We start from the raw sequence: 24511 nt of genomic DNA on the forward strand, positions 1-24511 counted from the left end.
AACTGTTTTATTTCTTTTCCGCTTCTCCTTCTACGGTTTTACCTTCGCCTGGTTTTTCCGCGGAACCTTCTTGTGTTTTAGTAGCATCTTCCGGTTTTGGGGCTTCTTGCTGTTTTTGATACATCGCCGCGCCGGCTTTTTGCACGGTTTGATCCAACTCATCACAGGCTTTCTTTAAAGCGACAAAATCAACCTTGTCCATTTCCACCTGCGCTGACTTTTTAACGGCTTCAAGTTTTTCCGTGATTTCTTTTTTAACATCTTCCGTTAATTTTTCACCGGTATCTTTGAGGAACTTTTCCGTCGAATAAATCATTGTTTCGGCCTTATTTTTTTCCTCAACCTTATCCTTGCGGGCTTTATCTTCTGAAGCATGTGCTTCGGCCTCTTTTTGCATCCGTTCCACTTCCGATTTGGAAACACCGGACGAACCTTGAATCGTAATTTTCTGCTCACGATTCGTAGCCTTATCTTTGGCCGATACGGTTAGAATACCATTGGCATCAATATCGAATGTAACTTCGATTTGCGGAATACCGCGCGGAGCCGGTGGAATCCCGTCCAAAATAAAACGCCCAAGCGATTTGTTGTCCACAGCCATTTCGCGTTCACCCTGCAAAACGTGAATTTCCACTTGTGGTTGGCTGTCTGCCGCTGTTGAGAAAACCTGATTTTTCTTTGTTGGAACGGTAGTATTCTTAGTAATCAATGGTGTACGAATTCCACCCATTGTTTCAATGCCCAAGGTTAACGGAGTTACGTCGAGCAATAAAACGTCTTTAACGTCACCCTGTAAAATTCCACCCTGAATAGCGGCACCGATCGCCACCACTTCGTCAGGATTAACGTCCTTGTGCGCCTTTTTGCCGAAGAATTTTTCAACCAATTCCACCACGCGTGGCATGCGTGTCATACCGCCAACTAAGACCACTTCGTTGATATCGGCCGGAGTAAGCTTGGCTTCCTTCATTGCCAATTCGGTAATTGAAATCGTTTTTTCCACAAATGCACCCACTAATTCTTCCATCTTGGCACGGGAGAGTTTCAATAATAAATGCTTTGGACCGGAAGAATCCGTCGTTATAAATGGCTGATTGATTTCTGTTTCCATCGTCGTTGAGAGCTCAATTTTGGCCTTCTCGGCGGCTTCCTTAAGACGTTGCAGAGCAACCTGGTCCTTTGTCAGGTCAATGCCGTATTGTTTCAAAAACTCATCGGCAATCCAATCAATAATCTTTTGGTCAAAATCATCACCACCCAAATGCGTGTCCCCATGGGTTGCTTTAACTTCAATTGTGTCAGATGAAACTTCTAAAACAGAAACGTCGAATGTTCCACCACCTAAGTCGTAGACAACAATCTTTTCTTCTTTCTTTTTATCAAGCCCGTAAGCAAGCGCGGCCGCCGTTGGTTCGTTGATAATCCGGCGAACATTGAAACCGGCCACGGTTCCCGCATCTTTTGTCGCCTTGCGTTGTGAGTCGTCGAAATACGCCGGAACAGTAATGACGGCGTCCGTAATTTTTTCGCCCAAACGTTCCTCGGCGTCAACCTTTAGTTTTTGCAAAACCATCGCCGAAATTTCCAACGGTTTGTACCACTTATCGCCCATTTTTACTTCGGCGTAACCGTCCGCGCCTTCTTTTACTTCATAAGGCAAAAGTTCTTTGTCTTTTTGCACTTCTGGGTCAGAATACTTGCGCCCCATCAAGCGCTTGATGGAATAAAGCGTATTTTCGGCGTTGGTAACGGCTTGGCGTTTGGCGGTAACACCAACCAGACGTTCATTGTTGCGCGACATTGCCACCACTGATGGCGTGGTTCGCGCGCCTTCGTGATTTTCCAACACGCGGGGTTTTCCACCTTCGATTACCGACATACATGAGTTAGTTGTTCCTAAATCGATTCCTAATATCTTTGACATATTTTTATGATTAATAATTTAATAATTAATTAACATTTTAAGTTCCGTCTCATTCATCATTCATAAATCTTTATTCATCATTCACCGTTGGATTATCCGAAACTTTCACCTTCGCCGGTCGCAGAACCTTGTTTCCCAACTGATACCCCTTACTTACTACCGTTAATACTGTTCCGGCCGGTTTCGTCTCGTCTTTAATGTGTTCCACTGCTTCGTGATATTTTGGGTCAAATGGGACGGCGGTCGCGTCAATCGGCTCTACTCCTTGTGTTTGTAACGCATTGAGGAAAGCTTTTTGAATATTTGTCATCCCGATTACCCACTCGTTTTTACTAATTTCCTCCGGAATTGTTGTAAACGCGGCGTCAAAATAATCTAGAACCTGTAACATCGATCTTAAGGCCTCTTCTGTCCCATTCATTCTTGCTTTCATGTTCTCCTCGCCCATCCTGCGATGCAGATTTTCATAATCCGCCATTGCCCTTTTCCACCCGGCTAAATTTGTTTCCGCTTCTTCTTTTAATTTCATTTCTTCTTCATTAGGAGTTATGTGACTGTGAATTTTTTGCGCTTTGTCTCCCCTTTTTAAGATGTTCATTTTATTCTTCTCTCCCTTCATTTTCAATGATGTTCGCGAAAGCATTAAGCAGTTGGATGTTGTGCTCATAGCGCATTCTGGTTGGTCCGATAATGGCCAATAATCCTCGTTCTCCACTTGGTAAATCGCAGGCGGCCAAAATCATACTGACGTGTTTTACGTCCGCGAATGGATTTTCTCCACCGATATAAACTTGCGGAATCTTATTTAATTTTAAAACTAAGTCTTCGTAGTTATCTTCCAAAACATCTAAAATTTTTGAAACATCCAGCAAGCATTCCGCATCGGCGAATTCCGGTTCTCTGATTAATTCCGGCAATCCCGCTTCATGAAATTCATCACGGTCAATTAAACCGGCTACCGCCATATTTTGTGACAATCCCGCTAAAAGCTTTGCCGTTCCGCGTGCGAGACGATTATGTTGCGCTCGGGCATTCAAAAGCTCTGATTTTAAGCGATTAATTTCATTTTTTGTGAGGTATTCATCCTTGATCGTTTCATCCACAAAATATCGATAACCTTTATCAGTTGGAATTCGGCCGGCCGAAGTGTGTGGTTGAGTTAAATAGCCCGCATCTTCCAACCAAGCCAATTCCGCACGCACCGTTGCCGAGCTATACGGGAGGTTATAATTTTCCGTCAAAGATTCGGAACCGATCGGATCGGCCGTTTTGATGTATTCCCGTACCAGGGCTTTTAAGATTTTATCTTGACGTTCTGTCATTAGTTTCTATGTAATTTAGATGATAATGCAATTTAGCACTCTAAGCAATAGACTGCTAATTATGCTAATGGAAATAAAAATGATGTCAAGAGAATATCCCCCGTCGCCACGTAAAGTCGCTTCGGCAACCACGCGGCTATGGGGGATTATTTTTCTTTGTGAAGAAAAATAAAAAATCCATGCGCCGGTGCACATGGATTATCTCGCGTAATTCGACCTATTTGGTCTGGTCGGTAAACCGATCTTCGTCACCGCTCATAAAGTGAGCGACGGCAAAAACCAGAAAACTTGCTACACAAATATTGACTGGCCAATAACTTACTAGGGTCGAGAATGTGCTGGAGAAATAGAACTTTAATACCGTGTTTGAAAATAACCCGACAAATCCAACCACAGTGATAATCACAATCTGGCTAGCAAAGAGTGCACCGGAAACTAGAGCAATGACACCACTTGATACCCCGACAATGCGCAGCATGGCAAATTCCTTATTCTTGTTCAAGATGAAAAACGAACTAAACTGTGGGTTTAAACCCAACCAGGCACAGTAGTCCCGAAATATCGGTTTGTCAAGCACAGACTAAAAAAAGACCCGCCTTATTGGGGCGGGGGCTGACAGAGCGTCTTTACTTTGGTTGCGTAGCGCGAGTTTCTGAAAGCACGCAGGAGGCTAGAATGAAAACGATCATGCTGGGCACAAGAACACCGAACGCCCCAAAACCGAACCAAGCAACAAATAGATCTGTGTGAATGAACTTCAGGCCAGTGCTCCAAAAGGTTGACATGGCAGCATCAACAACGAAACAACAGCCTTGAACAGCAAAGACCAATGCTTCAATCAGAAAAACGACTCCGCTCAATGCACGGACAAATCGTAACATGGCAATTCCCCTTAGTCTGAAGTGAAAAACGAACCAGAGTGTGGGTTTAAACCCAACTTGGCAGGTTATTCTCGAAATATCGATTTGTCAAGCATCACTACTTTTTTGTGGTGCCCTAAAACACATCTCACAACAAATGTATGTGTTGTTATAACCCCACGTCGCCTCGCCCTGCGGGGCGGGCTATGCGGGGCACCACTTCGCTTTTTATAATAAAGAAGATTGAGTTTGTTATTATCAAACATGCCTGCACCGCGAAGCTCTTCATGTAAGTGAAGAGCGAAGTGGTGGACAAGATTTACATTAAATGTTAAATAGGAGGCAATCAGTTTTCGTCCTTCATCTATATTGCAATGCAAAAACAACTATTAACGATCGCGATTGTCGGAATAATCATTATTGGCGCTGTAACGGCCGGTGGTTATTACCTGGGAAAAGTGATCCAAAAGCCAAAAACAACCCCATCACCTTCTGAAAGTCCTCTTATCACAGAGCCAACGGCAACTCCGACACCAACTCCCGCTACCGTTTCGAGTACCCCAGTCTTGTTACCGACTGCCCCACCACGCACAAGCACATCAACCAAACAACAAGTTAAGGGTGTTACGGTAACCCAAAATTCAACACCAATCACCGCTAAAACAGGGCCGGACACAACGGTTTCGAAACAAACCTCAATCCGTTTTGTTGGTGTTCCAGCACAGGCCAGCGCGAATCAACCCTTTGTGGTTAGTTGGTATATTGATGGTCCGGAAGGGCTGATGGGTACAAGCACGCGTCTCGAAACATCACTAAATAGTAGTTCATCCACCGGCTCCTCCAGTTCTTCCGTTTCCGGTTCACAGTCATCCTCTTTTGGTGCTTTTCAAATCCCGCAAAAATTCCAATCCGAGGTCACGTTTGGTGGCAATTCGGGACCGGTAGTGCTAAAAGTAACCGCCGAGGTAGGTGGAATTACATATACAGCACGGCAGACAGTACAATTGACTGATTAACACTAGTTAGTGATTGGGACTTGGACATTTTTCGGTATTCTGGTTTAGTGATTGGCTATTGACCTTTTAAATTCCAAAACCCAAACCCCAATGACCAACAAAATCCAAAAAATACAAAATCCTAAGCACGATCGTTTTAGGATTTAGGACTTCGAAATTTTGTTGGGATTTGAGATTTGGTAATTGGGGTTTTATCCTGCCGGATTAAATACCGCATATACCGTGTTCGCGTCTTTTGGATCTGTTAACAGAAATCTAATCGCATTAGTTAACGGAAACTGATAAACCTTCCACTTGATTCCGTCGTCTTTTGATGTGTATAGGACAAAATTCGCGCCCGCGTAGATAGTTTTCCCCACCCCCGCCGCGATGGCGTTAATGGAAACGGACTGTTTTTCACTGACCGGCAACGGCACAACCGACCAGGTTTTACCATCATCAGTCGAATTAAATATCCCATGTTCAGTACCGGCTAGAATATTCTTGGTTTTATTTCCGTCGGAGACAAACTGGATTGCCAGTAGCGACTTTGCTTCGGTGTCGCCTTTTTTAATATTGACAACTTCGAAGTTTTCCCCACCATCGCTGGAACTGGCTACTTGTCCGCTAACCAGCAAAACATACCACTGCCCCGAGGCAGGTGCGACGCGCACGCCGGCAATTCCAGATGCAAACGAATGGGCGTTACTCCAGGTCGCCCCACCATCGCTTGTTATTAGCAAAGCGCCGGAACTAGAACCGACTAGCAGAATCTCCGGTCGCGTGGGATCAACTTCCATGGCTGTGATAATCCCGGGAGCGATCTTTTTACTGAATATACCGCCTGTTTGTACAACAGGATCAACATAAATTTCTGTCCAATTTTTCCCATCGTCAAAAGATTTCCAAATCTTATACCGTTTCGGATCCGTCACGGAATTGCCGAAAACAAATAAAATATTTGAATTACGCGGATGCACCGCGACTCCTAGAACAAATTGCGCGGGTGTTTTTACTTGTGCCCACTCCGCAGTTGTATTATCAAAATGTAATAAACCGCTAGGCCCGGCCGCCATGTAAAGTTTTGCCGTATCGTATGGATCAAAAACAACCTTATAAGGAGCGACCTTTGTAATATCCAATCCGCCGGTATATTTCGACATTTGGGTCCAATTTTGACCGCCATCTTTAGATACATAAACGCCACCGGGCGGAATTACTGTTGTTTTAGTAGTTCCACCGCACCCGGCGCCAAATAAAGCAATAGTTCCCAATATGGCGACTAGTTTTATTATATTTGTGTTCATATGCATATTTTAGCACTTATGGATAAATAGACAAAATAATTTGAAATTTGAAATTTTTAATTTGAAATCAATTTTTAATATCTAAATTTGAAATACGAACGCGTTTTTCAAATTAATTTATTACGATATTTTTTATCGGCCATAGCTTTAGCGACGGCTGACAAATTGATTAAAAATTTCAAATTTCAAATTATGTAAGGTGTTAAATGATATGCCTGTTGTTTGGGAAAATTGTTCAATATTCAACAAATAAGAATTATTTGCTATACTGTCCTCGTGCTAAGACAAATAAAAACAAAAGAGCTAACTTGGATAGACATTATCGATCTTACAAAAGAAGATTTGGATTTTCTGGAACGAGAGTTCCAATTTCATTCTTCGGATATTCAAGAACTCACCCACCGTTCAACGCGACCGAAGTTGGAAGAATATCAGGGGTATATGTTTGCAATCGTTCACTCCCCCGTCTTTGATGCCAAATCACGCAGTACGACCCCTGCGGAAGTGGATATTTTTATTACCGACGGCCACATTATTACCGTTCATATGGGACGCGTGCATTTGTTGGACCAATTTTTTAGACAGATAAACGAGAGCGAAAAATTACAAGAGCGCTATGTCGGTAGAAGCGCCGCCTATTTGCTTTACAGTATTATGGGCGTGCTAATTGATTCGTCATTTCCGAAAATTGATCATATTTACGAAAAAATTGAGCTTGCCGAACACAAAATTTTCAACGGCGAAGAGCGCGCAATGGTGTACGAGTTGAGCTCCTTAAGCCGCGATTTGTCCGGTTTCCGCCAAATTATTCGTCCGCAAATTCATCTCTATAATCCCGAAATGTTGCATGGCGATTTCGCGACGCCCGCCTACAAGGCAATTTTTAAAAGCATCCAGTCTCGTTTACAACGAGTTTGGGATGCTTTAGACAATCAATACGAAAAAATTACCTCCTTATCCGATACTAATGCCAATCTTTTATCGCACAAACTAAACGAATTTATTAAAGTACTAACACTAATCAGCGCGCTTTATATTCCATTGGCAGTAATTGGTCAGGTTCTGCCGTCTATTTCCGACGCGCCACAAGTTAATTTTGTAATTTTTTGGTTATTAATCGGCTTGATGTTGGTAATCGACTTTGTTATTCTTTGGTATTACCGCGCCCGCAAAATGATCTGATGAAAGTAATATCGTCGATTATTAATCTGATTCCGCGTAGGATTTCACCTAATCACATCACGGGATTCAGGTTTTTTTTAATCGCGCCGATTGTCTACTGTATTTGGCAACAATTGTGGCTTTATTTTGTGATTTTGTATTTTTTAGCATTATTTTCGGACTACCTGGATGGCATTTTGGCGCGAGAACGCGGATTGGTTACCAAGTTCGGCTCAGCGCTTGATCCGGTCGCTGATAAATTACTGCATATTGTTGTATTGGGCTTTCTTGTTCCCTTCGCGCCCGTACTGATTGGTGCGATTATTTTGCTTGATATTATTGTTTTGTTTGGCGGGTGGATGGTAATTCACAACTTTAATAAAAAGAATAAAATTCTTCACATCAAGGGTGCGAATATTTTCGGAAAAGTTAAAGTAATTTTACAGGGGCTGGTAATTATTCTGCTATATTGTTACCAAATTTTTCCACAAACGTTATTTACTTGGCCGGTAGCGATAATTTTAATTATATTTACCTTAATTTTCTCCGCGTTATCGATTTTGGATTACGCATTCGCGTTAATGCGCGCAAAATAAAATTTATTAGCATAAAACTGCTTGACAGTGTTAGAGATTGCTCGTATAAATTAATTAGACGCGAAATTTAAAATAATTTTCGCAGGTAAAACAAAAAAGAGTTTAATATAATACAAACAAGGAAATTGAAAGGAGGTGGTCGCAAGTGGCAAAAAAGAAAGCAGCAAAAAAGACAGCGAAGAAGAAAGCAACAAAGAAGCGCAAATAACATTGCTAACGCATTTTGTGCGTTTCATGTATTTGTATAAGCCTCCTTTTTTCCTACCCCACTTAAGCATCCCTTGAGGATGAGAGAACTAGCCCTTGAGGAAGTCTCGTCTAGGTGGAGAACGAAGAAGGAGGTTTTTGTATTTACCTGCTCGTTCTACTACGTTACACTCATAATATGAAGGTACACATCTGGAACACGCTTGAAAAGACCTTAACGGAGGTTGTACCGGTTAATCCGGATGGCGTCGTTAGAATTTATAATTGCGGACCAACGGTCTATAGTACCCCGCACATAGGCAATATCCGTCGTTTTATTGTTGCAGACTTGCTGGTAAAGGCATTAAAACATCTTGGATACTCGGTTCGTAGTGTTATGAATATCACTGACGTCGGCCACCTTATGGATTCCGATCACGCGGAAGCCGGTGCCGACAAAATGCTGATTGCATCGGAAAGAGAAAAACTGACGCCGGAAATAATCGCCGCCAAATACACGCAGGAATTTTTCGCGATATTGATTCAGATGCGAGCGGAGCCGGCCGATTTTTACCCGCGCGCCACAATGCATGTCTCCGCCATGATTAAAGTTATCGAAAACTTAATAACAAACGGTTTTGCGTATGAGACTAATTCCGGAATATATTTTGACGTCACAAAATTTAGTAGTTACGGAAAACTTTCCGGTAATACCACGGCGGAAGTGGAACCGGGCGCGCGCGTTGGCGTAAGAGAAGAAAAACGTCACGCGTTTGATTTTGTTCTTTGGGTAAAAGCAGAAAAGGAACATATTATGCAATGGGACAGCCCATGGGGGCGCGGTTACCCGGGCTGGCATATCGAGTGTTCCGCGATGGCGCAACAGCTTTTGGGTGAAGCAATTGATATTCATACCGGTGGAATCGATAATATGTTTCCGCATCATGAAAACGAGATTGCGCAAAGTGAGGGTGCCTCCGGCAAACAATTCGTCAAAACATGGTTGCATAATGAGCTCCTCTTGGTTGATGGAAAGAAAATGGCAAAAAGTACCGGTGGTTATATTACACTCAACGAAATTATTAAACGTGGCTATAATCCCCTCGCACTCAAGTTTCTATTTTTACAAACTCATTACCGTTCGAAATTGAATTTTGGTTGGTCGGCGCTTGATTCGGCCGTGGACGGGTTAAAAAGCCTTCAGGGTTTTGTGGATAAATTAATTGTCACCGGTAATCAAGACGATTTAGAAACATCTGTAAAACCGGCGTCTCAAATTGATCTCAATGATTATTCCGAAAAGTTTTCAAGCGCGTTAGCGGACGACCTTGGCACACCGCAAGCAATTGCGATTATCTTTGAAATTATTCGTAAAATTAATCCCCTGTTGGAAAATAATAGTTTATCAAAACAAGACGCCGTTAAAATATTGGAACTTTTCCGGTCATTTGACGCGGTTTTGGGTATAATATCGTTTGTTGGAAAAGAAAAAACAGCGGTTCCGTCGGAAGTTACGGAATTGATAAGCAAGCGCGAAAAAGCGCGCCAAGATAAAAACTATTCCCTCTCTGATGAATTACGGAAACAAATTATCGCTAATGGTTTTGACGTAAAAGATACCGCCATTGGCCAACAACTGACGTCGATTAAGTAATGTGATATTGTGCAATAACCTAAACTCATGCCCAGTAATACAACCCGCCATTCATTAATCCGTCTAAGCGATGCATATTCGAAATACTGGATTTTATCATTAATAATCAACTCCGTGATTAATAAGCGATCGAAATCGCTTATTGTGGCGGGTTGATATACTGGGCATGGCCGATAAGCACAAAAAACAACCAACAAGAAACCCTTTTCGCTCGGGTGATCGTATTCCTCCTCATAACCTAGAGGCGGAAGTTTCCGTACTGGGCAGTTTACTGCTCAATAAAGACGCAATCATTAAAGTCGCGGATTTTCTTAGAGCACCGGACTTCTATTCACCGATGCACGCCTTAATTTATGGGGCAATTATTGATTTATACGAACGTCGCGATCCGATTGATATTATCAGCTTATCAAACATCTTACGCGATCAAGGAAATCTTGCCGGAGCGGGTGGCGAATCTACCATTGCTTCCTTGGCCGCCGCCGTGCCAACGGCCGGTCACGTTGAGCATTATGCGAAGATTGTTCAAAAGAAAGCCACCCTGCGTCGTTTAATCAGTGCCGCGGCCAATATCAGCGAGCTTGGTTTTAATGAGGAGGAAGAAGTAAATAAAGTTTTGGATGAAGCCGAGCAGAGTCTGTTTTCCGTCTCCCAACAACACTTGAGACAATCTTTCGTACCGATGAAAACGGTTTTAACAGAGGCTTTTCATCGCATCGATAGTCTGCACAAGGGCGACGGCAGTTTGCGCGGTCTTCCAACTGGTTTTGCGCCACTCGATAATCTTCTTTCCGGTCTGCAACGGTCCGACTTGGTCATTCTAGCGGCTCGCCCCAGTGTTGGAAAAACATCCCTCGCGCTGGATTTTGCGCGCCACATCGCGGTGCGTGAAAAAGCGGCGGTTGGCGTGTTCAGCATTGAAATGTCCAAGGAACAGTTGGCAGATCGCTTAATATGCGCGGAAGCGGGAGTAGACCTCTGGAAAATGCGGACCGGACATCTTTCCAACGAAGGTTTTCCCGATGACGATTTTTCACGGATTAATCGCTCGATGGCGGTATTATCCGAGGCCCCTATTTATATCGATGATTCGGCAAGCAGTAATATTATGGAAATTCGCACTTTGGCACGACGCTTGCAGGCAGAACACGGCATTGGTTTTCTGGTAATCGATTATTTGCAATTATTGGAAGGAGATTCCAAGGAAGGTCGCGTGCAAGAAGTTTCCCAGATTTCTCGTGCGTTAAAAAGTTTGGCGCGTGAATTAAATATTCCCATTCTTGCGTTATCGCAGTTGTCGCGTGCCGTTGAAGCACGCCTACCGCCCGTACCAAAACTGTCCGACTTGCGTGAAAGCGGATCCATTGAACAAGATGCCGACGTGGTGCTTTTTCTGTATCCCCGCGGTCGTCACGAAAAAACGGCGGAAAGCCCCAATATCGTCGATGTTATTATCGCTAAACATCGTAACGGACCGACCGGCGTGATCTCCCTCTACTTCAAAGAAGAGTGCGCCAGTTTCGCGGCAATTGATACACAACATTATCAGCAGGAAGAAGTCGGACATAAGGCACGAGCGAGAGCGTAACCAAAATTTTCAATTATCAATTCCCAATTATCAATGAATTATCAATTATATAATTATCAAAAGTCCGACGTATTTGAAAATTGGAATTTGATAATTAATTGATAATTGACCATTGAAAATTGATAATTATTTATTGGCATGTCCATCGCTTTACTCCCCGAAGCATTAAGAAGAGTTTTAGAAGATCTTGAGCGCTTCCCCGGCATCGGCCCAAAAAGCGCACAAAGAATCGCCTTTAACTTATTAACCGAATCACCGGCTTTTTTGACAAAACTTCAAAACGATATTGGTGGACTTTTGGGAGGTATTTCAAAGTGTCAGGTATGTGGAATGCTAACCGATGGCAATAAATGTAAAATTTGTCTCGACTCCATGCGCGACAAATCGGTTTTTTGCGTTGTCGAGAGTTCGTTAGATATTATCGCCATTGAAAGAATTGGCGAATACCGAGGCGTATATCATGTCCTTGGCGGATTACTTTCTCCATTGGATCACGTTGGGCCCGAAGACATTGGCATCAGCGTTTTGATTGATCGAATCGACGCAGAAAAACCGCGTGAAATTATTCTTGCTCTAAACCCATCAACCGAAGGAGAAACAACGGCACTCTACATCAAAAAAATAGTTATCCAGGGTAACCCCGATGTGGTTATCACAAGATTGGCGCAAGGACTACCAACAGGAGCCGCATTGGAATATGCCGACGATCTAACAATCAGTCACGCGTTTTCGGGAAGAAGAACGCTGACGCGATGAATAATGATTTATGATTGACGACACATGAATGACGAAGCGCCGAACGCGTCTCATTATTCATACATCATAAATCATTATTCAAAAATCAGTCCCGACATGGAACTGATTTTTTTTACGCTAGTTTAATATCTCTGATCAATAATTCCGTAAACGTCTGTCTGTGTCCAAACGCCACCTTTTCACGTTTTTTTGGCTTGAATTTGATGCCTGTAACTTTTTTAGCTCGACCCTGTTTTAACACTTCGGCTGTCACAACCGCTCCCGCCACCACTGGTTTGCCAATTTCCGCCGTTTCATCATCACCAACCAACAGTACATCCGTGATTTCTACGGTTTCGCCGAGGATCTTCTCTAGTTTCTCAATTTTAACAGTTTCGTTGATTTTAACGAGACACTGCTTCCCTCCCGTCGCAATAATAGCGTAGTTTGGTTTCATGTGAGCAAGCTTAGCAGGGTTCTATTCAACGGTCAAGAAAGTCGTCGCGCTCACTCCCGAAGTGGTGCCGAGGTACTTCTTCGGGAGTGGTGTTGGTTAGCGTCGTCACGCTAATCTTATTTAGCCTGTATTCTCCGTTTCGCGTACTGTGACCCCACTAGCACAAATACCACCAACCCCACACTAAAAATCACGAACAAAATAATCTTATTCTGCGTTTGTAGGATTACGGCTGCCAATCCAAGCAAAACGGAACAACCGGTATAAATCGCCAAAATCACCCGATCAGAAAGACCCCGACGTTTCAATCTGTGGTGCAGATGTGTTAAGTCACCGCGAAATGGCGAGTGGCCTCGGCGTAATCGCCCAATCACCACAATTAACGCGTCAATCAGCGGTACCGCGCCCACCACGGCTGTTGTGGCCACTTTCGTTGCGCCCTGAATAGCTAAGATTGCAATCAAAAAGCCTAAAAACCATGATCCCACTGTTCCCAAAAACAGCTTCGCCGGAGGCAAATTCCAAAACAAAAAACCGGCGATAGCCACTGTTGCGGCAAAGGCGGCAACGGCAGTTCTTTGATCGTTTACTTGCGGTAAAACACTCACAAAACCGATTGTGATAAAGGCCACACCTGTAACCGAGCCGGCCAAACCATCCAAACCATCCATAAAATTTATAACATTCATCATCGCGACAATCCAAAAAACAGCTAAAATATCCCCAATAAATAACGTGCCGAAAATTGGCGCGTTGTTGAAACTGATAACTCCGCCAAAAGGATTTGTAATATAGTCGATGCCTAATTTTCCCCAATAAACGGCAATAATGGCAATAATAATCTGCGCGATGAGTTGGAAAAAAGGATCCAGTGCTCGACGTGAATCCCAAAGACCGACAATCAGAATAAGTAAAGTCGCGAAAATAAACGGCTGTAACGTATCTTTGCTTATAAAACCAAACAACAACGCGGCACACCACCACGCTACCATAATTGCCAACCCGCCTATTCTCGGCATTTTATTTTCATTCGCGTATACAAACAGTGCGCCGTACTTTGCGCACAATTTTGCAAAAACCATTGCAATCACAAAAACTATTAGAAAAAGCAATGGCGAAGTCCAGTCAAGCATTTAGGTTTTAATTTTGCCACGCGTCTTCTCGGTCACCCAAAAACCGAGTGGCTTGCCAATCATCATTCGCGTTTGCGCGTCGAGTGCTGGAAAACTACCCAAAATTGAGGCGATAAACGGCACCAACGCCCACTGCAGAACCATGTAAACATATTTTCTTTTTGGTGTCCCTGCCGGGGCGGGTGGTAAAAGCAAGAAAGTTAAGGTCATTGTTACAATCAAGCCACCCATCGCCAGTGACGCCAGAGCGCGTGTTACGTAAGGCAAATTATATGCCAATACCGTTTGATGAAACTCCGGATTGCCATATAGCACCGGTATCCAACCCAGGACAGCGATAATAATCGACGATGTCGCCCATGAATGATTGCCTTCAAAAATCAAAAATAAAGATTTCAAACGTCGACGAATTGAAATATTTTTTACGCGTCTAAAATTAAACGCCAAAAAAGGAAAGTTCTCAATTCCCCACGCCCAACGTCTTTTTTGCTTATACTGATTTACAAACGTTCGCCAAAGCGTCGGTGCCAGGGTGGCGTCCATTGAAACGTTGGTAAAAAGAGGGACGGTGCGGTATTTTCCGCCGTAATGCAAAAAACACTGCCAAAAAATGCGCGAATCCTCGGACACTACGTTTACCGACCAAAATCCAACATCCACCAGTGCCTTAAAACTCATCGAATGTGACGAAAAAGTCACCAAGCGCTCCGGACGTACCGCTTCAATCATCTGCCAAAAACTGGAATTAATCGCGATTACACGGGTAAACGATGGCGCGTCCCAGATATTATTATGATAAAGAGGTAACGGCTGATAACTGCATTGCGTGCGATCCGCGTTGGTAATATAGGCATAAGTCAAATAATTAAAATATTCCCGACCAACGCAAGTGTCGCTGTCAAAATTGGAAATAACCACTTTTTCGTACGCGATAAATTCCTTATCAAAAATTTCTTTTACTTTTTTCACCGCCCACGTGGCATTAGCGCTTTTCACGCGTTGCTCGCCGGGAATGCCGTCCGGATGAAGCGTGGTAATCAATCGACCAAACGCATCACCATAGTATTCCTCAATTTGTTTTTTTGTTTTTAAGGCGTGTTCGCCGGCGCGTTCCTCAAAAGCCATCGCCACCCACAAGCGTTCACGGGGGAAATTAGTTTCTTTTAAATGATCCATTGTTGTTTTAAGTACCTCAAAAGATTCTTTGTAGGTTGGAATCACCACCAAATTAATAATCTCGCGCCAATCCGGCATTTGCACGTTTTCTTTTTTAATGCGTTTTAGGTCTTCCAGAAAATGACCTTCTTGCCAAATTACCGTTTTAATCTTTTTTATTTCTTTGCGCGGTAATTCACCCCCTATGTCTATTTTATTTTCATAACCGGTAATTTTATCACCAACCGTTTTGATGGCGGAGGTCAAATCATCGAGCAGGTTTAAGCGTGCTTCCCAATCCACGCCGTGTTGTTTGCGTAATTGCCGATACGAAGATAATAAATATGAGGACATATAAACCGCGCGCACCAACCAATACAAATCGTAAAGAATCAGAAAAATGGAAATCCACATCGGAATAATAAACGAAAGCACCCCCAGGCCGATTAAGGTTAACCAGCTTGTGAAACCGGGCAGAATTTCGTAAAATCTCATTTCCAGCATCTCCAAATCAAGACGAACGGGGGTATCGCCCAACTCTCGTATCATTGTAAGAGGATTGGACATTTTTAACGGCAAAATAGTTTCTTTTAACATTCTTAAATAATTCTATTTAACCGCATCAAGAAAAAAGCCGTCACGATCAAGAAAAAGATAATCAAACCGGTGGCGACTACTAAATAAAGCGTGGCGATTTTTTCGCGTTTCACTAAAATAAAAGCCAATAGCATATTGACCGAATAAACCGCCAATCCAAAAATACCAAACCAGCCGATTTCGTTTCTAGTACCCAATAAATCAACCCCAACATCCACCGTGCCGTGCAATTTTACGCCGTCCGCGGGCAATTTAGTCCACATTCCCCAAAGAAGGGCAAAAAAAATCAGTAAAAAAACCAAATCAAAAATCGCGATTTTCAATAAAAACCCGCGCTTTGTAAATGAAGCTTCCGGCTGTGTCGGTAAATTTTGGTTAATTGTCATAGGGGACTCTCATAAATAAACTGTTCATATTCTGTTCAATACGCTCTGAATACGGTTACTACGATTGAACAAAATCTTGAGGCGTACTGTAAGTACGATGAGAGATTTTGTGATTGAGTAGTGATTGTAGTCAGAGATGTATTGGACATAAGATGGATAGTTTATTTATGAGAGTTCCCTTAGTGGTCTTCGAATATACCGTAATTGTAGGGCAAAGCAAGCCCAACTCCAAACAAAGAGTCGTGTCATTCCTGCCCGTGGGCAGGAATCCGTCGTAATCACTCCCTTTTCAACGAAATATGTCTATAAAACCCGTTACTCCTTCGTTTAGGAACTCTATAACGACTAACGCAACAGCAAAAATTATCGCGCCGTACAGCAACAGTTTCAGGATCCGTTCATCCCTGCGTTGCGCTTCCTCTTGCCTACGCTTCTTCTCTTCTCGCTTTTTCTTTTCTTCATCAGTTATTGGAAGATAAAGCGGTATACCCGTTTCATATGACTTCCGGGCGAGATACTTCCCTGCATAGCGCCACAACCAAAGAGAGAGGTACAAATTAAACAAAACGAGCGCCCAAAATACGAAATCGCTCCCGCCCAGCCAGCCACTCACCGGGATAAGTAAAACCCAAGCAGATATAATCATACAAACGAAGCCATAGAAATCCCATTTGAAAATGGGATTCATAATTTCGTCGTCAGATTCTTGATTTTCGTCCTCGTTGTTAGGAGTTTCCTTATCGTTGTCCATCCCAAAAATTATAGATCAACTGGAATATTAGAGTATTCTGAAGACACCTGACACCTTTAGGTTGCTCCTCCATTTTTATTAATATAATTCATAAATCTAGATATTTTTTTATTTTTTGTATTGATTAAATAAATACGCTTTTTAGCTCTTGTTAGCGCAACCAACATTTGATAAACCTCGCTATTTTTTACAGGATCGTTCATTGGTAACTTTTTTTCATCAAACCCAATCAAGAATACCACGTCTGCACCCAGCCCCTTTGCACCCAATATATTACAAACAGTGATATCCAAATTGGCCAGAGGTCTGGGAATATGACCATTTTCAACAATCAACTGACTCATTAGGAGTTCGCGTTCGCTCATCTTTTCAATCACTAGTTGTTTTTTAAGTTTTTCTATAGAAGACTCAGCAATATAGTCCCGAACAGATTTTGATTTTCTTAAAATAGTGTTTAAGGTGACTGCATTTTTCTCATGTTCTTTTTTAAATGCCATGGGAATATTTTGTATAAAACCAGCGGGATCCTTAAAATGATTAATGATAAGTTTTTCTTTAGTTGGTATATCCATTTCTTCTACAATTAATCGCCATGCGAGTAAATCATTTTTACCCTTTTGAAGAATCTTGTACCCCTCATACAGATTCTTTTTAAATGTAAACATACTCCCTTGTGCACCATGATGAACATTTCTAAAACCCATCTCTTTTAATTTCAATGCGACATCTGAAAGCATTCCTTTACATGACCTACCTTCACCTATCACCAGAACTGTTTTCACCTTCTGGTTCTGAAGAATATTACTTAATTCGCTTTCGATCTTAAACGGAATTTGACCCGGACCGACATCGCTTAGTAGAACTATGCTGGGATTAAGTAAATTATCCTCTTTTTTCTGCGGAAGATAGCATAAATACTCCTTCTGTATACGATCTTTTTCTTTTGTATTTAAACCAAAAGCTGTAACGATATCGTGAAAAGCTGTGACAATCGTTTGCGTACAGCGAGAGCAAAATCTCAAAGTATGGCCCTCAAAATCTTTGTTTGATGTTGAGAACTTATTTCTAATAAACTTTGGAGAAGACCCTTTAAACTCATACAAAGCCTGATCATCATCACCAACTACCAAAACTTCATTTTTTGTAGCCAGTATATCAATAAACTCAGCCTCTGTTTCATTAAAATCTTGAAATTCATCGACTAATATCAAATCATACTTAGGTATTCTGTCAGAATTCTTTTTCAAAACTTTTAAGGCGTAACCAATTATATCATCATCTCCGAATGCCCTGTAATATATTGTTCTCTTCTTATACTCAGGATCCAATACACTAGTGGTTCGTGACCCATTTAACTCAAGATCTTGCATAATAATATTGGATATGTCGGGGTAATATATCCAACTAGAAGGATATATGCTAAGCAAAAATTTCCTGGCAAATCCATGCAAAGTCATTGCATTCGCCATACCAGCCAGATCATCTGCAAGTGAGTCTCCTAATTTTCCAATAAACGTAATTGCCAGAAAATTGCTTTTTCCTTCCGCTTTCTTTTTTTTAATTGCCTGTTCAAATAAATAGCTCTTACCAGTACCTGGTCCAGCCACAACAACTTTTCTAGGATGTTTGGAATTCAATATTTTTTCTACGTCCAAACTTCTTTCTTTTACAAAATCAATTGCAATATCATTCATTGTGTTTTTTATAGTATTTGAGAAATTTCTTTATAGTTGTCCATATAAAAAAATTATAGAACAACTAGAATATTAGAACATTCCTAAAGATACCTGGCACCTTTAGGTTGCCCTTATTTTATACGGTGACCACTGTGGATTTTTTGCAACAAACTCTTTAAGAAAATTAAGCATTTTATTGCTATATTTTTGTAATTTAGAATTTTTGCCGGATTTTATCGATGTATGATATTCAATATTACCTAGCAGGTTTAAGTGTTTTGCTAACGATCTGATAAAATATGGGGTGACATTCATCTGTCGCGCTAAATCAGATTGTAAAAATGGATAATCTACTTCGGGGACACTTTTTTTTACCAACACACTTAGAGCCTCAGATGTTTTCTTTGCTTTTTCACTTGAAATTTCCGATTTATATCCCTTGGGAGTTTCCACGGCCATAATTCTAACATTCTCCTGTTTGTTGGTATAATTGCTAACAGATAGATGTCTGCCAATCCTTGATTTTTTGGGTTTAGATTTTATTCCGGATATCCAGTCTCCATGATTAATATACGTAGCAGAATCAGCAACTTCTGCAAAACTGCATGCACGATCGAGGATGTACAAAGCTCTGTTTTTTTCTGATTTTGATTTTCTTGAGTATGCAAAAAGTTTGCTCAGTTTGTGAGAGTAAAATGTATAATCCTTAAAAGCAACTGATAAATAATTTTTATCAAATTTAACAAAATACGATTTGAATTCATCTTTAATAATTCGATGAAATGTTTTGAGTGACCAGTAGATTAAATGAGTAACGATTTCATCATCTAAATCCGGGTAGATATTATGCAAAGCCTCATTTCTTAAAGAAATAATTTGTTGAATTGTCTGATTCTCCTCCAAAGAAATAATATGAACTATGTGGTGTAATTGATTCACTGCTTTTTCCGCATTGATACTTCTTCCGTCAGGAAAATATATGTTTTTCTTTTGCTTAATTAGGACGGCTTTTGCGAGCAACTCCCATGCTTGTGAGTTAAATATTATTGATGCTTGTTTCGAATGCAATCCTTCGATTCGATTAAACATTTCAATACTGAATTTTGCCGCATTTATACTGGTGTTAATGTGGTACTGGTATTTCATAACTCGTGATTTTCTTTTTGCCATATTACCTCATTGATTTCTCAATAATTGTAGTTTCTTCCGGAGTGAGGTCGTAGAGTTTATAAACAAGCTGATCAATTTGTTTTTCGTATTCTGTGACTTCTTCCTTTTTTGCGGGATTTTCTAAATAACCACCGGATTTAGTAATTGCCAAAATTTTATCAACAATTTCTATAAACTGTTTTTGTTGACACTCTAATGCTTTTTTTATTGGAAATTGTCTTAACTTTATAACCCCGATATCAACGCCGGCACCTCTTTTTTTACCATTTCTATAGAACCATTCTAAGGCGAATTTTGAATTAAGAACTGCAAGGATATATTTTAATCCATATTCTGGATTCTTTTCGATAATCATGGAAAACGAAAAACCGGTAAAATAATTTTGGTCGTCATACGTAAATTCGTTCTTAACAAACATCCCTTTAAAAATAATTTTTGGAGTTACGAAATATTTTATTTCTCTAGGCCTGTGCAAGCCATAGGGTTTATTCGAAGACGTAATAAAACCAGAATATTTATCCAAGTGCTTTTTAATATTGATATATTTAATATCTGTCCTAATTTTCTCTTTAACTACATTGTCTGTATAAATTAGATATTTTTGACGCCAAGCCATACCGTATCTATATATATCGTTTGGGTCTAGATATTTTTTAATCGCTGAGCGCTCAGTTTTATTTGGATTTATAGTATCTAATTCACTTTGACTCAGCACAAAGACTCCATCGTCTACTTGGACATCTTTTCTTTTTGAATTTTTTATTTGTTTATTACTGATTTTATCTGGAGATTCTTGAACTCCGACCGAGATATCACAAATACTACCTAATATAAATACATCATTAAGTTTATGATCATCTTCAAGGATAATTTCGTCATTTATGAAAACTGACGAGTTAGATAATAATTTAATTTTTAAATTCTGCGTGTCTCTTTTTTCACCAATATCTGAAATATCATTCACCAACTTCTTATACATAAATTTATCTACATCTTTTGTCTTTTTATAGACTGCAACCATATGCTGACCTGCAACGGAATCAAATACTTTTAATTTACCAATATCTACAAAACTAACAAAAGAAAGTTTAGTAGATACTCTTTTAATAAGTTTTTTTGCACCATAGCTATTTAGCCAATACCTAGAAGTTATAAAAGTAATTATTCCTTTATCTTTAACGAGGTCAATGGCTTTGTGTAAAAAATAGAACCAGAAATCCATTTTTCCTTGGTGATATTTTTTACCGAATTCAGATAAATTCACCTCCTCAAATCTCAACTTATTGCCCCTCTCTCTAAGATATGGCGGATTGCCTATAACGATATCAAAACCACCACTTCGAAAAACAGCAGGGGAAAAATATCTGGTATCAAAAAAACCAACTGGTTTATTTTGGAAGATGTTTTCATAACTTCCCCAAAGATCATTTATGCGCAGTCTCTCCGAGTCTGATTTTTCATTTTTTTGAGCCAGGGCTTTTTTATATTTTTCATCTTTCACATAACTATATGATTTCAGAATATTTTCAAGTTCCCTCTTAGTTTTTTCATGAATTAGATCCTTCAATTTTCCCGCTGTGACCAGTTTATGATTTTGATCAACTGGCGTAAAATATTCATCAACAAGTTCTCCTAGCGCAATCGCAAATTCATCGCCAAATAATGGACCTTCGTGGACTGGGGGGCTTATCAGTGTATTGGCGCAGACAAATTTGAAATCAAGGTTTGGTAGTGGCTCGATGCCTCTGTTATCAGCATTGTCATCAACTTGCTGATCAACAATAAGCGTCAAAAAACATCGTAAACGAGAAATATCTATGGCAATAGGCTGAATATCCACCCCATGAATACACTCTCTAATCACACCAAGTTTTCTTACATATCTAGGATCGTGTTTTTGAAGTAATCTACGTGCCTCCGGAGGAAATTTATTTATATACATTGAACATTCCGGATCAAGCACTTCGAGCATATGCACCAATCTCTGGAGCACACCAATCGGGAAAGCACCTGAACCACAGGCAGGATCTAGAATTGTAGTAATGTGAATTGCTTCAGCGAGAATTCTTCGTTCATGCGGGTTTATAGGATAGGAAGCATCGTCGTCCAAATTGTAAGACGAGAGAGCGCGTAGCTTCTCTTCGGATATATTGGTTTTAGTTTTTAAGTGCGTAATAAGTGATTCTTCTACCATGAAGTCCACAATCTCACGAGGAGTATAGAAACTACCCGTTGATTTGCGTGCGCTGGCTCCTGTTTCAGGGTTAACCTCCGCTAAAAGGTTTTCAAAGATTCTGCCCAACATTTCCGGATCAATTGAAAGCTCGGTATCAATTGAGGTGTTTTCGTCTATGGTGAAATTGTATTCCTCAAAAATTTGGAATAATTCAGAAAACCAAATATCAGGAATATTCACAACGCCACGCCGGTCGCTCATTCCGGTCGCTTTATTGAACTTGTGATTATCTTCAGTATGATCTTGAAATAATCCGCCGTTTAAGAATGGTACTTTATTAAAAAATTCTGCAAGAGCAAAAAATGTTGGCCGAGAAGGTTGTGGCTTATTTAAAACTTCAAAGAAAAGTGGCACGCAGACTGAATGATAATAATCCCCAGTTGTTTTTACCGCAGAAACAGATAGAATCTCAGACGGTATAAGAGGGTTATTTAGGTGCCCTTTCTTTTGCTTCAGAAACCAACAAAAAACTAATCGACCAATAAGACGAATGGCAAAATTTGCATTGACAGCATCATCTATACTCCCAAGCTTAAGAGTCCTTTCAAAAACCACGGCCTTTCTGCCTTCGCCCCGCGTGCCTCCAACAAGCTTAGAATATTGAGTTGCTATTTGAGTAAAAAATTCCTTGCTGACTACTGCCAAAGAAAACTTATTTTCTAAATCAATAATTGAGTCAATAATTCCTTGTAGCATTTTTGAAGGTGTTGCCACTTTTGCATTTGGTCCTAAGACATAAGAAAACCTGCGGGGGTTTGATACGGATTCTTTTATCCCGTCTTTTGTTCTGGTAACTTTGGTTGTGACAAGAGAGAGTCGCCATTCTAAAGAATCATCTGATATATAAGCAACTAAGGCATTAGACCGGGCATGACTTTTAAGCACGGCATAGGTATTTTTTGTAATTTCAACACGAGCATGAAGTGATGAATCTAGTTTGGCTACAAAAACAACAAGATCGAGCTTGTTTTCACCGGCTTCAGCGATTTGTTGGATTGATTTGAAACCAGTACGTACTTCAGATCGTTTTTTATCTAAAGAAAGCCTCGGAATAATGCCTTGTATAAATTCCGCAAAGGCCTCTTCATTATATTTATTTGTAAAAATAGGATTTATCACATGCGGTGTTCTTGAGTAAACAGGAGAAGATTTGATGATTTTGCTTCACTGTTTTGTCTGTCTAAACTAACCTTTACTTGTTGTTCGGGGGCTATCTCAATAATGGACTGCACTAATTGGTCTTCGGACAAATCGGTTTTTTTTGCCAGTTTAATTATTTCCTTTAGCTGGCGTTCCGAAAGGTCATCAAGATCACTGACAACCTTCATTAGGTCATCACAATAATTTTGATACTGCGATTCTTGAACACTCCTTAGAATGTTTACGACCTCTATTCGATTTTTTGACATTCGTCCCATCGGTGGCTTTTCAAAAAGTTTCTCTTTTATTGTATTAAAAACAATTCCAAATTGGTCGTCTGTCTTTTCGCCAACCTCATCCTCATTTGCTGCAAAATGATTTAATACTTTTTCCGCATCAACTAACTCGGCTTGTCCGCTAGTTTTGAGGGCATATATTTTGTTCTCTCCTCGAATACCAACACCAACCCCTAATTGAGCCTGACGATTTTTTCTAATAATTCTGGCTCGCATTGGGATTTTTTTTGCAAGTTCAATAGTTTCATCATGTTTCTTTGCTTGTTCATATGCTTCTCGATGAACGGTATCCCAACTCTCTTCCTCGGTTGTTGCCTTTCTGAATTCATCAATAAAAAATGATTCTGGGGTTTCATCTGCTGTGAGAGTGCGCGTATCGTTTCCTACTACAGAATTAAAAATCTGCATTTTTAATGTTGACACCCCCCTGATATTTGTTTCTTCCTCTCCATGTTCGGTGGGAAAATAATTATCAATAAAAAGCTCATTAAACATTTTTTTATCTATTCGATTTATCCGACCTACTCGCTGTATAACTCGTGTTGGATTATAAGGAATATCATAATTAATAACTCGTCCTGCTCTATTTAAATTAACACCTTCACTCAAGGCATCAGTTGCAACAAGAACCCTAAAATCATCAGATTGTTTATCGGCTACGATTCCGGCGTCAAAATTCTCTCTGACTATTTTGCGATCACTCTTACTATTTTTTCCAGTATAAACTAGCGTTGAAATTTTAGCTTTCTGGAGTTCTTCTCCGACATATAATACGGTGTCGGCGTACATACTAAAAATAACAATTTTTCGATCCGGATCATTGGCTAAATGTTCTTGAATATCTAGAGTGAGTTGTTTTAATTTAGGGTCTGGCATTGTTAAAAATGGTGATTGCAAACCAAACCACTTATCGTAAATATCGGCGAGCACACTGATATCATGTTTAAGCTCAGGTACAAATTTTTCATCAAGGTCCTCAAGTTTAACGAAAACAATCTTTTTATTATTTGTGACATCAGTGGTTGAAACTTCAGCCTGTTCTTCCAAATTAATCTCCTCTGTATCTTCTTCTGGCATCTCATCCGGCGATGGAATATAAGCTTTTTTGGAAATTGGTACTAATTGTTTTTTTTCTACCCAATCAAGAATTTTTTGATGTGAATCTATAAATTTTTGAAGAGTACTC

At 40.5% G+C, this 24511-nt stretch carries 21 protein-coding genes; 6 read left to right on the forward strand and 15 right to left on the reverse strand.

The window, feature by feature from the left end; genetic code table 11:
• Positions 1 to 7: 7 nt before the first annotated feature.
• The 5 genes from dnaK to Q7S57_00810 form a co-directional block, all read right to left on the reverse strand.
• Positions 8 to 1924 carry a molecular chaperone DnaK gene (gene dnaK, locus Q7S57_00790; GenBank protein ID MDO8511784.1) on the reverse strand — a complete coding sequence of 639 codons (1917 nt, stop codon included), beginning with the start codon at positions 1922 to 1924 and terminating at the stop codon, positions 8 to 10.
• A 70-nt stretch (positions 1925 to 1994) separates the two neighbouring features.
• Entirely contained in the window at positions 1995 to 2522 is a 528-nt protein-coding gene (locus tag Q7S57_00795) for a nucleotide exchange factor GrpE (protein ID MDO8511785.1), read from the reverse strand.
• Between the two features lies 1 nt (position 2523).
• Positions 2524 to 3246: a hypothetical protein gene (locus Q7S57_00800; GenBank protein ID MDO8511786.1), complete on the reverse strand. Its 723-nt coding sequence runs from the start codon at positions 3244 to 3246 to the stop codon at positions 2524 to 2526.
• A gap of 217 nt (positions 3247 to 3463) precedes the next feature.
• Positions 3464 to 3724, reverse strand: coding sequence for a hypothetical protein (locus Q7S57_00805; GenBank protein ID MDO8511787.1), 261 nt, complete (start codon positions 3722 to 3724; stop codon positions 3464 to 3466).
• Between the two features lie 148 nt (positions 3725 to 3872).
• Positions 3873 to 4127, reverse strand: coding sequence for a hypothetical protein (locus Q7S57_00810; protein ID MDO8511788.1), 255 nt, complete (start codon positions 4125 to 4127; stop codon positions 3873 to 3875).
• A 353-nt stretch (positions 4128 to 4480) separates the two neighbouring features.
• Here Q7S57_00810 and Q7S57_00815 point away from each other — a divergent pair, with 353 nt between their 5' ends.
• Positions 4481 to 5122: a hypothetical protein gene (locus Q7S57_00815; protein ID MDO8511789.1), complete on the forward strand. Its 642-nt coding sequence runs from the start codon at positions 4481 to 4483 to the stop codon at positions 5120 to 5122.
• 191 nt (positions 5123 to 5313) lie between these two features.
• Here the strand turns inward: Q7S57_00815 and Q7S57_00820 are convergent, their stop codons facing one another.
• The gene (locus Q7S57_00820) at positions 5314 to 6408 is read right to left on the reverse strand and encodes a hypothetical protein (GenBank protein ID MDO8511790.1); all 1095 of its coding nucleotides are present in this window, start codon (positions 6406 to 6408) and stop codon (positions 5314 to 5316) included.
• Positions 6409 to 6684: 276 nt separating this feature from the next.
• On the opposite strand from Q7S57_00820, the gene Q7S57_00825 reads away from it, so the two are divergent.
• From Q7S57_00825 to recR, 5 genes are all read left to right on the forward strand, one after another.
• Positions 6685 to 7590, forward strand: a complete 906-nt coding sequence (locus Q7S57_00825) for a magnesium transporter CorA family protein (GenBank protein MDO8511791.1) — start codon at positions 6685 to 6687, stop codon at positions 7588 to 7590.
• Positions 7590 to 8165: a CDP-alcohol phosphatidyltransferase family protein gene (locus Q7S57_00830; protein ID MDO8511792.1), complete on the forward strand. Its 576-nt coding sequence runs from the start codon at positions 7590 to 7592 to the stop codon at positions 8163 to 8165. Before Q7S57_00825 ends, Q7S57_00830 begins: the two co-directional genes overlap by 1 nt.
• A 385-nt stretch (positions 8166 to 8550) precedes the next feature.
• On the forward strand, positions 8551 to 10005 hold the full coding sequence (gene cysS / locus Q7S57_00835; GenBank protein ID MDO8511793.1) for a cysteine--tRNA ligase: 1455 nt from the start codon (positions 8551 to 8553) through the stop codon (positions 10003 to 10005).
• A 166-nt stretch (positions 10006 to 10171) separates the two neighbouring features.
• Complete coding sequence (gene dnaB, locus Q7S57_00840; GenBank protein ID MDO8511794.1) at positions 10172 to 11593, forward strand: replicative DNA helicase; 1422 nt, start codon at positions 10172 to 10174, stop codon at positions 11591 to 11593.
• A gap of 138 nt (positions 11594 to 11731) precedes the next feature.
• Positions 11732 to 12349 carry a recombination mediator RecR gene (gene recR, locus Q7S57_00845; protein ID MDO8511795.1) on the forward strand — a complete coding sequence of 206 codons (618 nt, stop codon included), beginning with the start codon at positions 11732 to 11734 and terminating at the stop codon, positions 12347 to 12349.
• 112 nt (positions 12350 to 12461) lie between these two features.
• Here the strand turns inward: recR and rplU are convergent, their stop codons facing one another.
• The 9 genes from rplU to Q7S57_00890 form a co-directional block, all read right to left on the reverse strand.
• Complete coding sequence (rplU, locus tag Q7S57_00850) at positions 12462 to 12785, reverse strand: 50S ribosomal protein L21 (protein ID MDO8511796.1); 324 nt, start codon at positions 12783 to 12785, stop codon at positions 12462 to 12464.
• 116 nt (positions 12786 to 12901) lie between these two features.
• Positions 12902 to 13918, reverse strand: coding sequence for an MraY family glycosyltransferase (locus Q7S57_00855; protein ID MDO8511797.1), 1017 nt, complete (start codon positions 13916 to 13918; stop codon positions 12902 to 12904).
• Complete coding sequence (locus Q7S57_00860; GenBank protein ID MDO8511798.1) at positions 13919 to 15670, reverse strand: glycosyltransferase family 2 protein; 1752 nt, start codon at positions 15668 to 15670, stop codon at positions 13919 to 13921.
• Positions 15671 to 15672: 2 nt separating this feature from the next.
• Positions 15673 to 16056, reverse strand: a complete 384-nt coding sequence (locus Q7S57_00865; GenBank protein MDO8511799.1) for a hypothetical protein — start codon at positions 16054 to 16056, stop codon at positions 15673 to 15675.
• A gap of 289 nt (positions 16057 to 16345) precedes the next feature.
• Positions 16346 to 16807: a hypothetical protein gene (locus Q7S57_00870; protein ID MDO8511800.1), complete on the reverse strand. Its 462-nt coding sequence runs from the start codon at positions 16805 to 16807 to the stop codon at positions 16346 to 16348.
• Between the two features lie 56 nt (positions 16808 to 16863).
• A complete protein-coding gene (locus tag Q7S57_00875; GenBank protein ID MDO8511801.1) occupies positions 16864 to 18501 on the reverse strand; it encodes an AAA family ATPase in 1638 nt (545 codons plus the stop codon).
• Positions 18502 to 18603: 102 nt separating this feature from the next.
• On the reverse strand, positions 18604 to 19653 hold the full coding sequence (locus Q7S57_00880; protein ID MDO8511802.1) for a hypothetical protein: 1050 nt from the start codon (positions 19651 to 19653) through the stop codon (positions 18604 to 18606).
• 1 nt (position 19654) lies between these two features.
• Positions 19655 to 23008: a TaqI-like C-terminal specificity domain-containing protein gene (locus tag Q7S57_00885; GenBank protein MDO8511803.1), complete on the reverse strand. Its 3354-nt coding sequence runs from the start codon at positions 23006 to 23008 to the stop codon at positions 19655 to 19657.
• Positions 23005 to 24511: C-terminal helicase domain-containing protein (locus Q7S57_00890; protein ID MDO8511804.1), on the reverse strand; the 1507-nt coding region annotated here is incomplete at its 5' end. The genes Q7S57_00885 and Q7S57_00890, both read right to left, overlap by 4 nt.

Source organism: bacterium, assembly GCA_030647555.1.
In the GTDB taxonomy this organism is placed as follows: Bacteria; Patescibacteriota; Andersenbacteria; order UBA10190; family CAIZMI01; genus CAIZMI01.

What these genes read in the sequence shown, in the direction of transcription:
- Q7S57_00815 (MDO8511789.1), top strand. Translation starts at nt 4,481, where the DNA reads ATGCAAAAACAACTATTAACGATCGCGATTGTCGGAATAATCATTATT.
- Q7S57_00855 (MDO8511797.1), bottom strand. Translation starts at nt 13,918, where the DNA reads ATGCTTGACTGGACTTCGCCATTGCTTTTTCTAATAGTTTTTGTGATT.
- Q7S57_00800 (MDO8511786.1), bottom strand. Translation starts at nt 3,246, where the DNA reads ATGACAGAACGTCAAGATAAAATCTTAAAAGCCCTGGTACGGGAATAC.
- Q7S57_00870 (MDO8511800.1), bottom strand. Translation starts at nt 16,807, where the DNA reads ATGGACAACGATAAGGAAACTCCTAACAACGAGGACGAAAATCAAGAA.
- Q7S57_00830 (MDO8511792.1), top strand. Translation starts at nt 7,590, where the DNA reads ATGAAAGTAATATCGTCGATTATTAATCTGATTCCGCGTAGGATTTCA.
- Q7S57_00875 (MDO8511801.1), bottom strand. Translation starts at nt 18,501, where the DNA reads ATGAATGATATTGCAATTGATTTTGTAAAAGAAAGAAGTTTGGACGTA.
- Q7S57_00860 (MDO8511798.1), bottom strand. Translation starts at nt 15,670, where the DNA reads ATGTTAAAAGAAACTATTTTGCCGTTAAAAATGTCCAATCCTCTTACA.
- Q7S57_00820 (MDO8511790.1), bottom strand. Translation starts at nt 6,408, where the DNA reads ATGAACACAAATATAATAAAACTAGTCGCCATATTGGGAACTATTGCT.
- Q7S57_00810 (MDO8511788.1), bottom strand. Translation starts at nt 4,127, where the DNA reads ATGTTACGATTTGTCCGTGCATTGAGCGGAGTCGTTTTTCTGATTGAA.
- Q7S57_00795 (MDO8511785.1), bottom strand. Translation starts at nt 2,522, where the DNA reads ATGAACATCTTAAAAAGGGGAGACAAAGCGCAAAAAATTCACAGTCAC.
- Q7S57_00865 (MDO8511799.1), bottom strand. Translation starts at nt 16,056, where the DNA reads ATGACAATTAACCAAAATTTACCGACACAGCCGGAAGCTTCATTTACA.
- Q7S57_00880 (MDO8511802.1), bottom strand. Translation starts at nt 19,653, where the DNA reads ATGGCAAAAAGAAAATCACGAGTTATGAAATACCAGTACCACATTAAC.
- dnaK (MDO8511784.1), bottom strand. Translation starts at nt 1,924, where the DNA reads ATGTCAAAGATATTAGGAATCGATTTAGGAACAACTAACTCATGTATG.
- recR (MDO8511795.1), top strand. Translation starts at nt 11,732, where the DNA reads ATGTCCATCGCTTTACTCCCCGAAGCATTAAGAAGAGTTTTAGAAGAT.
- rplU (MDO8511796.1), bottom strand. Translation starts at nt 12,785, where the DNA reads ATGAAACCAAACTACGCTATTATTGCGACGGGAGGGAAGCAGTGTCTC.
- Q7S57_00805 (MDO8511787.1), bottom strand. Translation starts at nt 3,724, where the DNA reads ATGCTGCGCATTGTCGGGGTATCAAGTGGTGTCATTGCTCTAGTTTCC.
- cysS (MDO8511793.1), top strand. Translation starts at nt 8,551, where the DNA reads ATGAAGGTACACATCTGGAACACGCTTGAAAAGACCTTAACGGAGGTT.
- dnaB (MDO8511794.1), top strand. Translation starts at nt 10,172, where the DNA reads ATGGCCGATAAGCACAAAAAACAACCAACAAGAAACCCTTTTCGCTCG.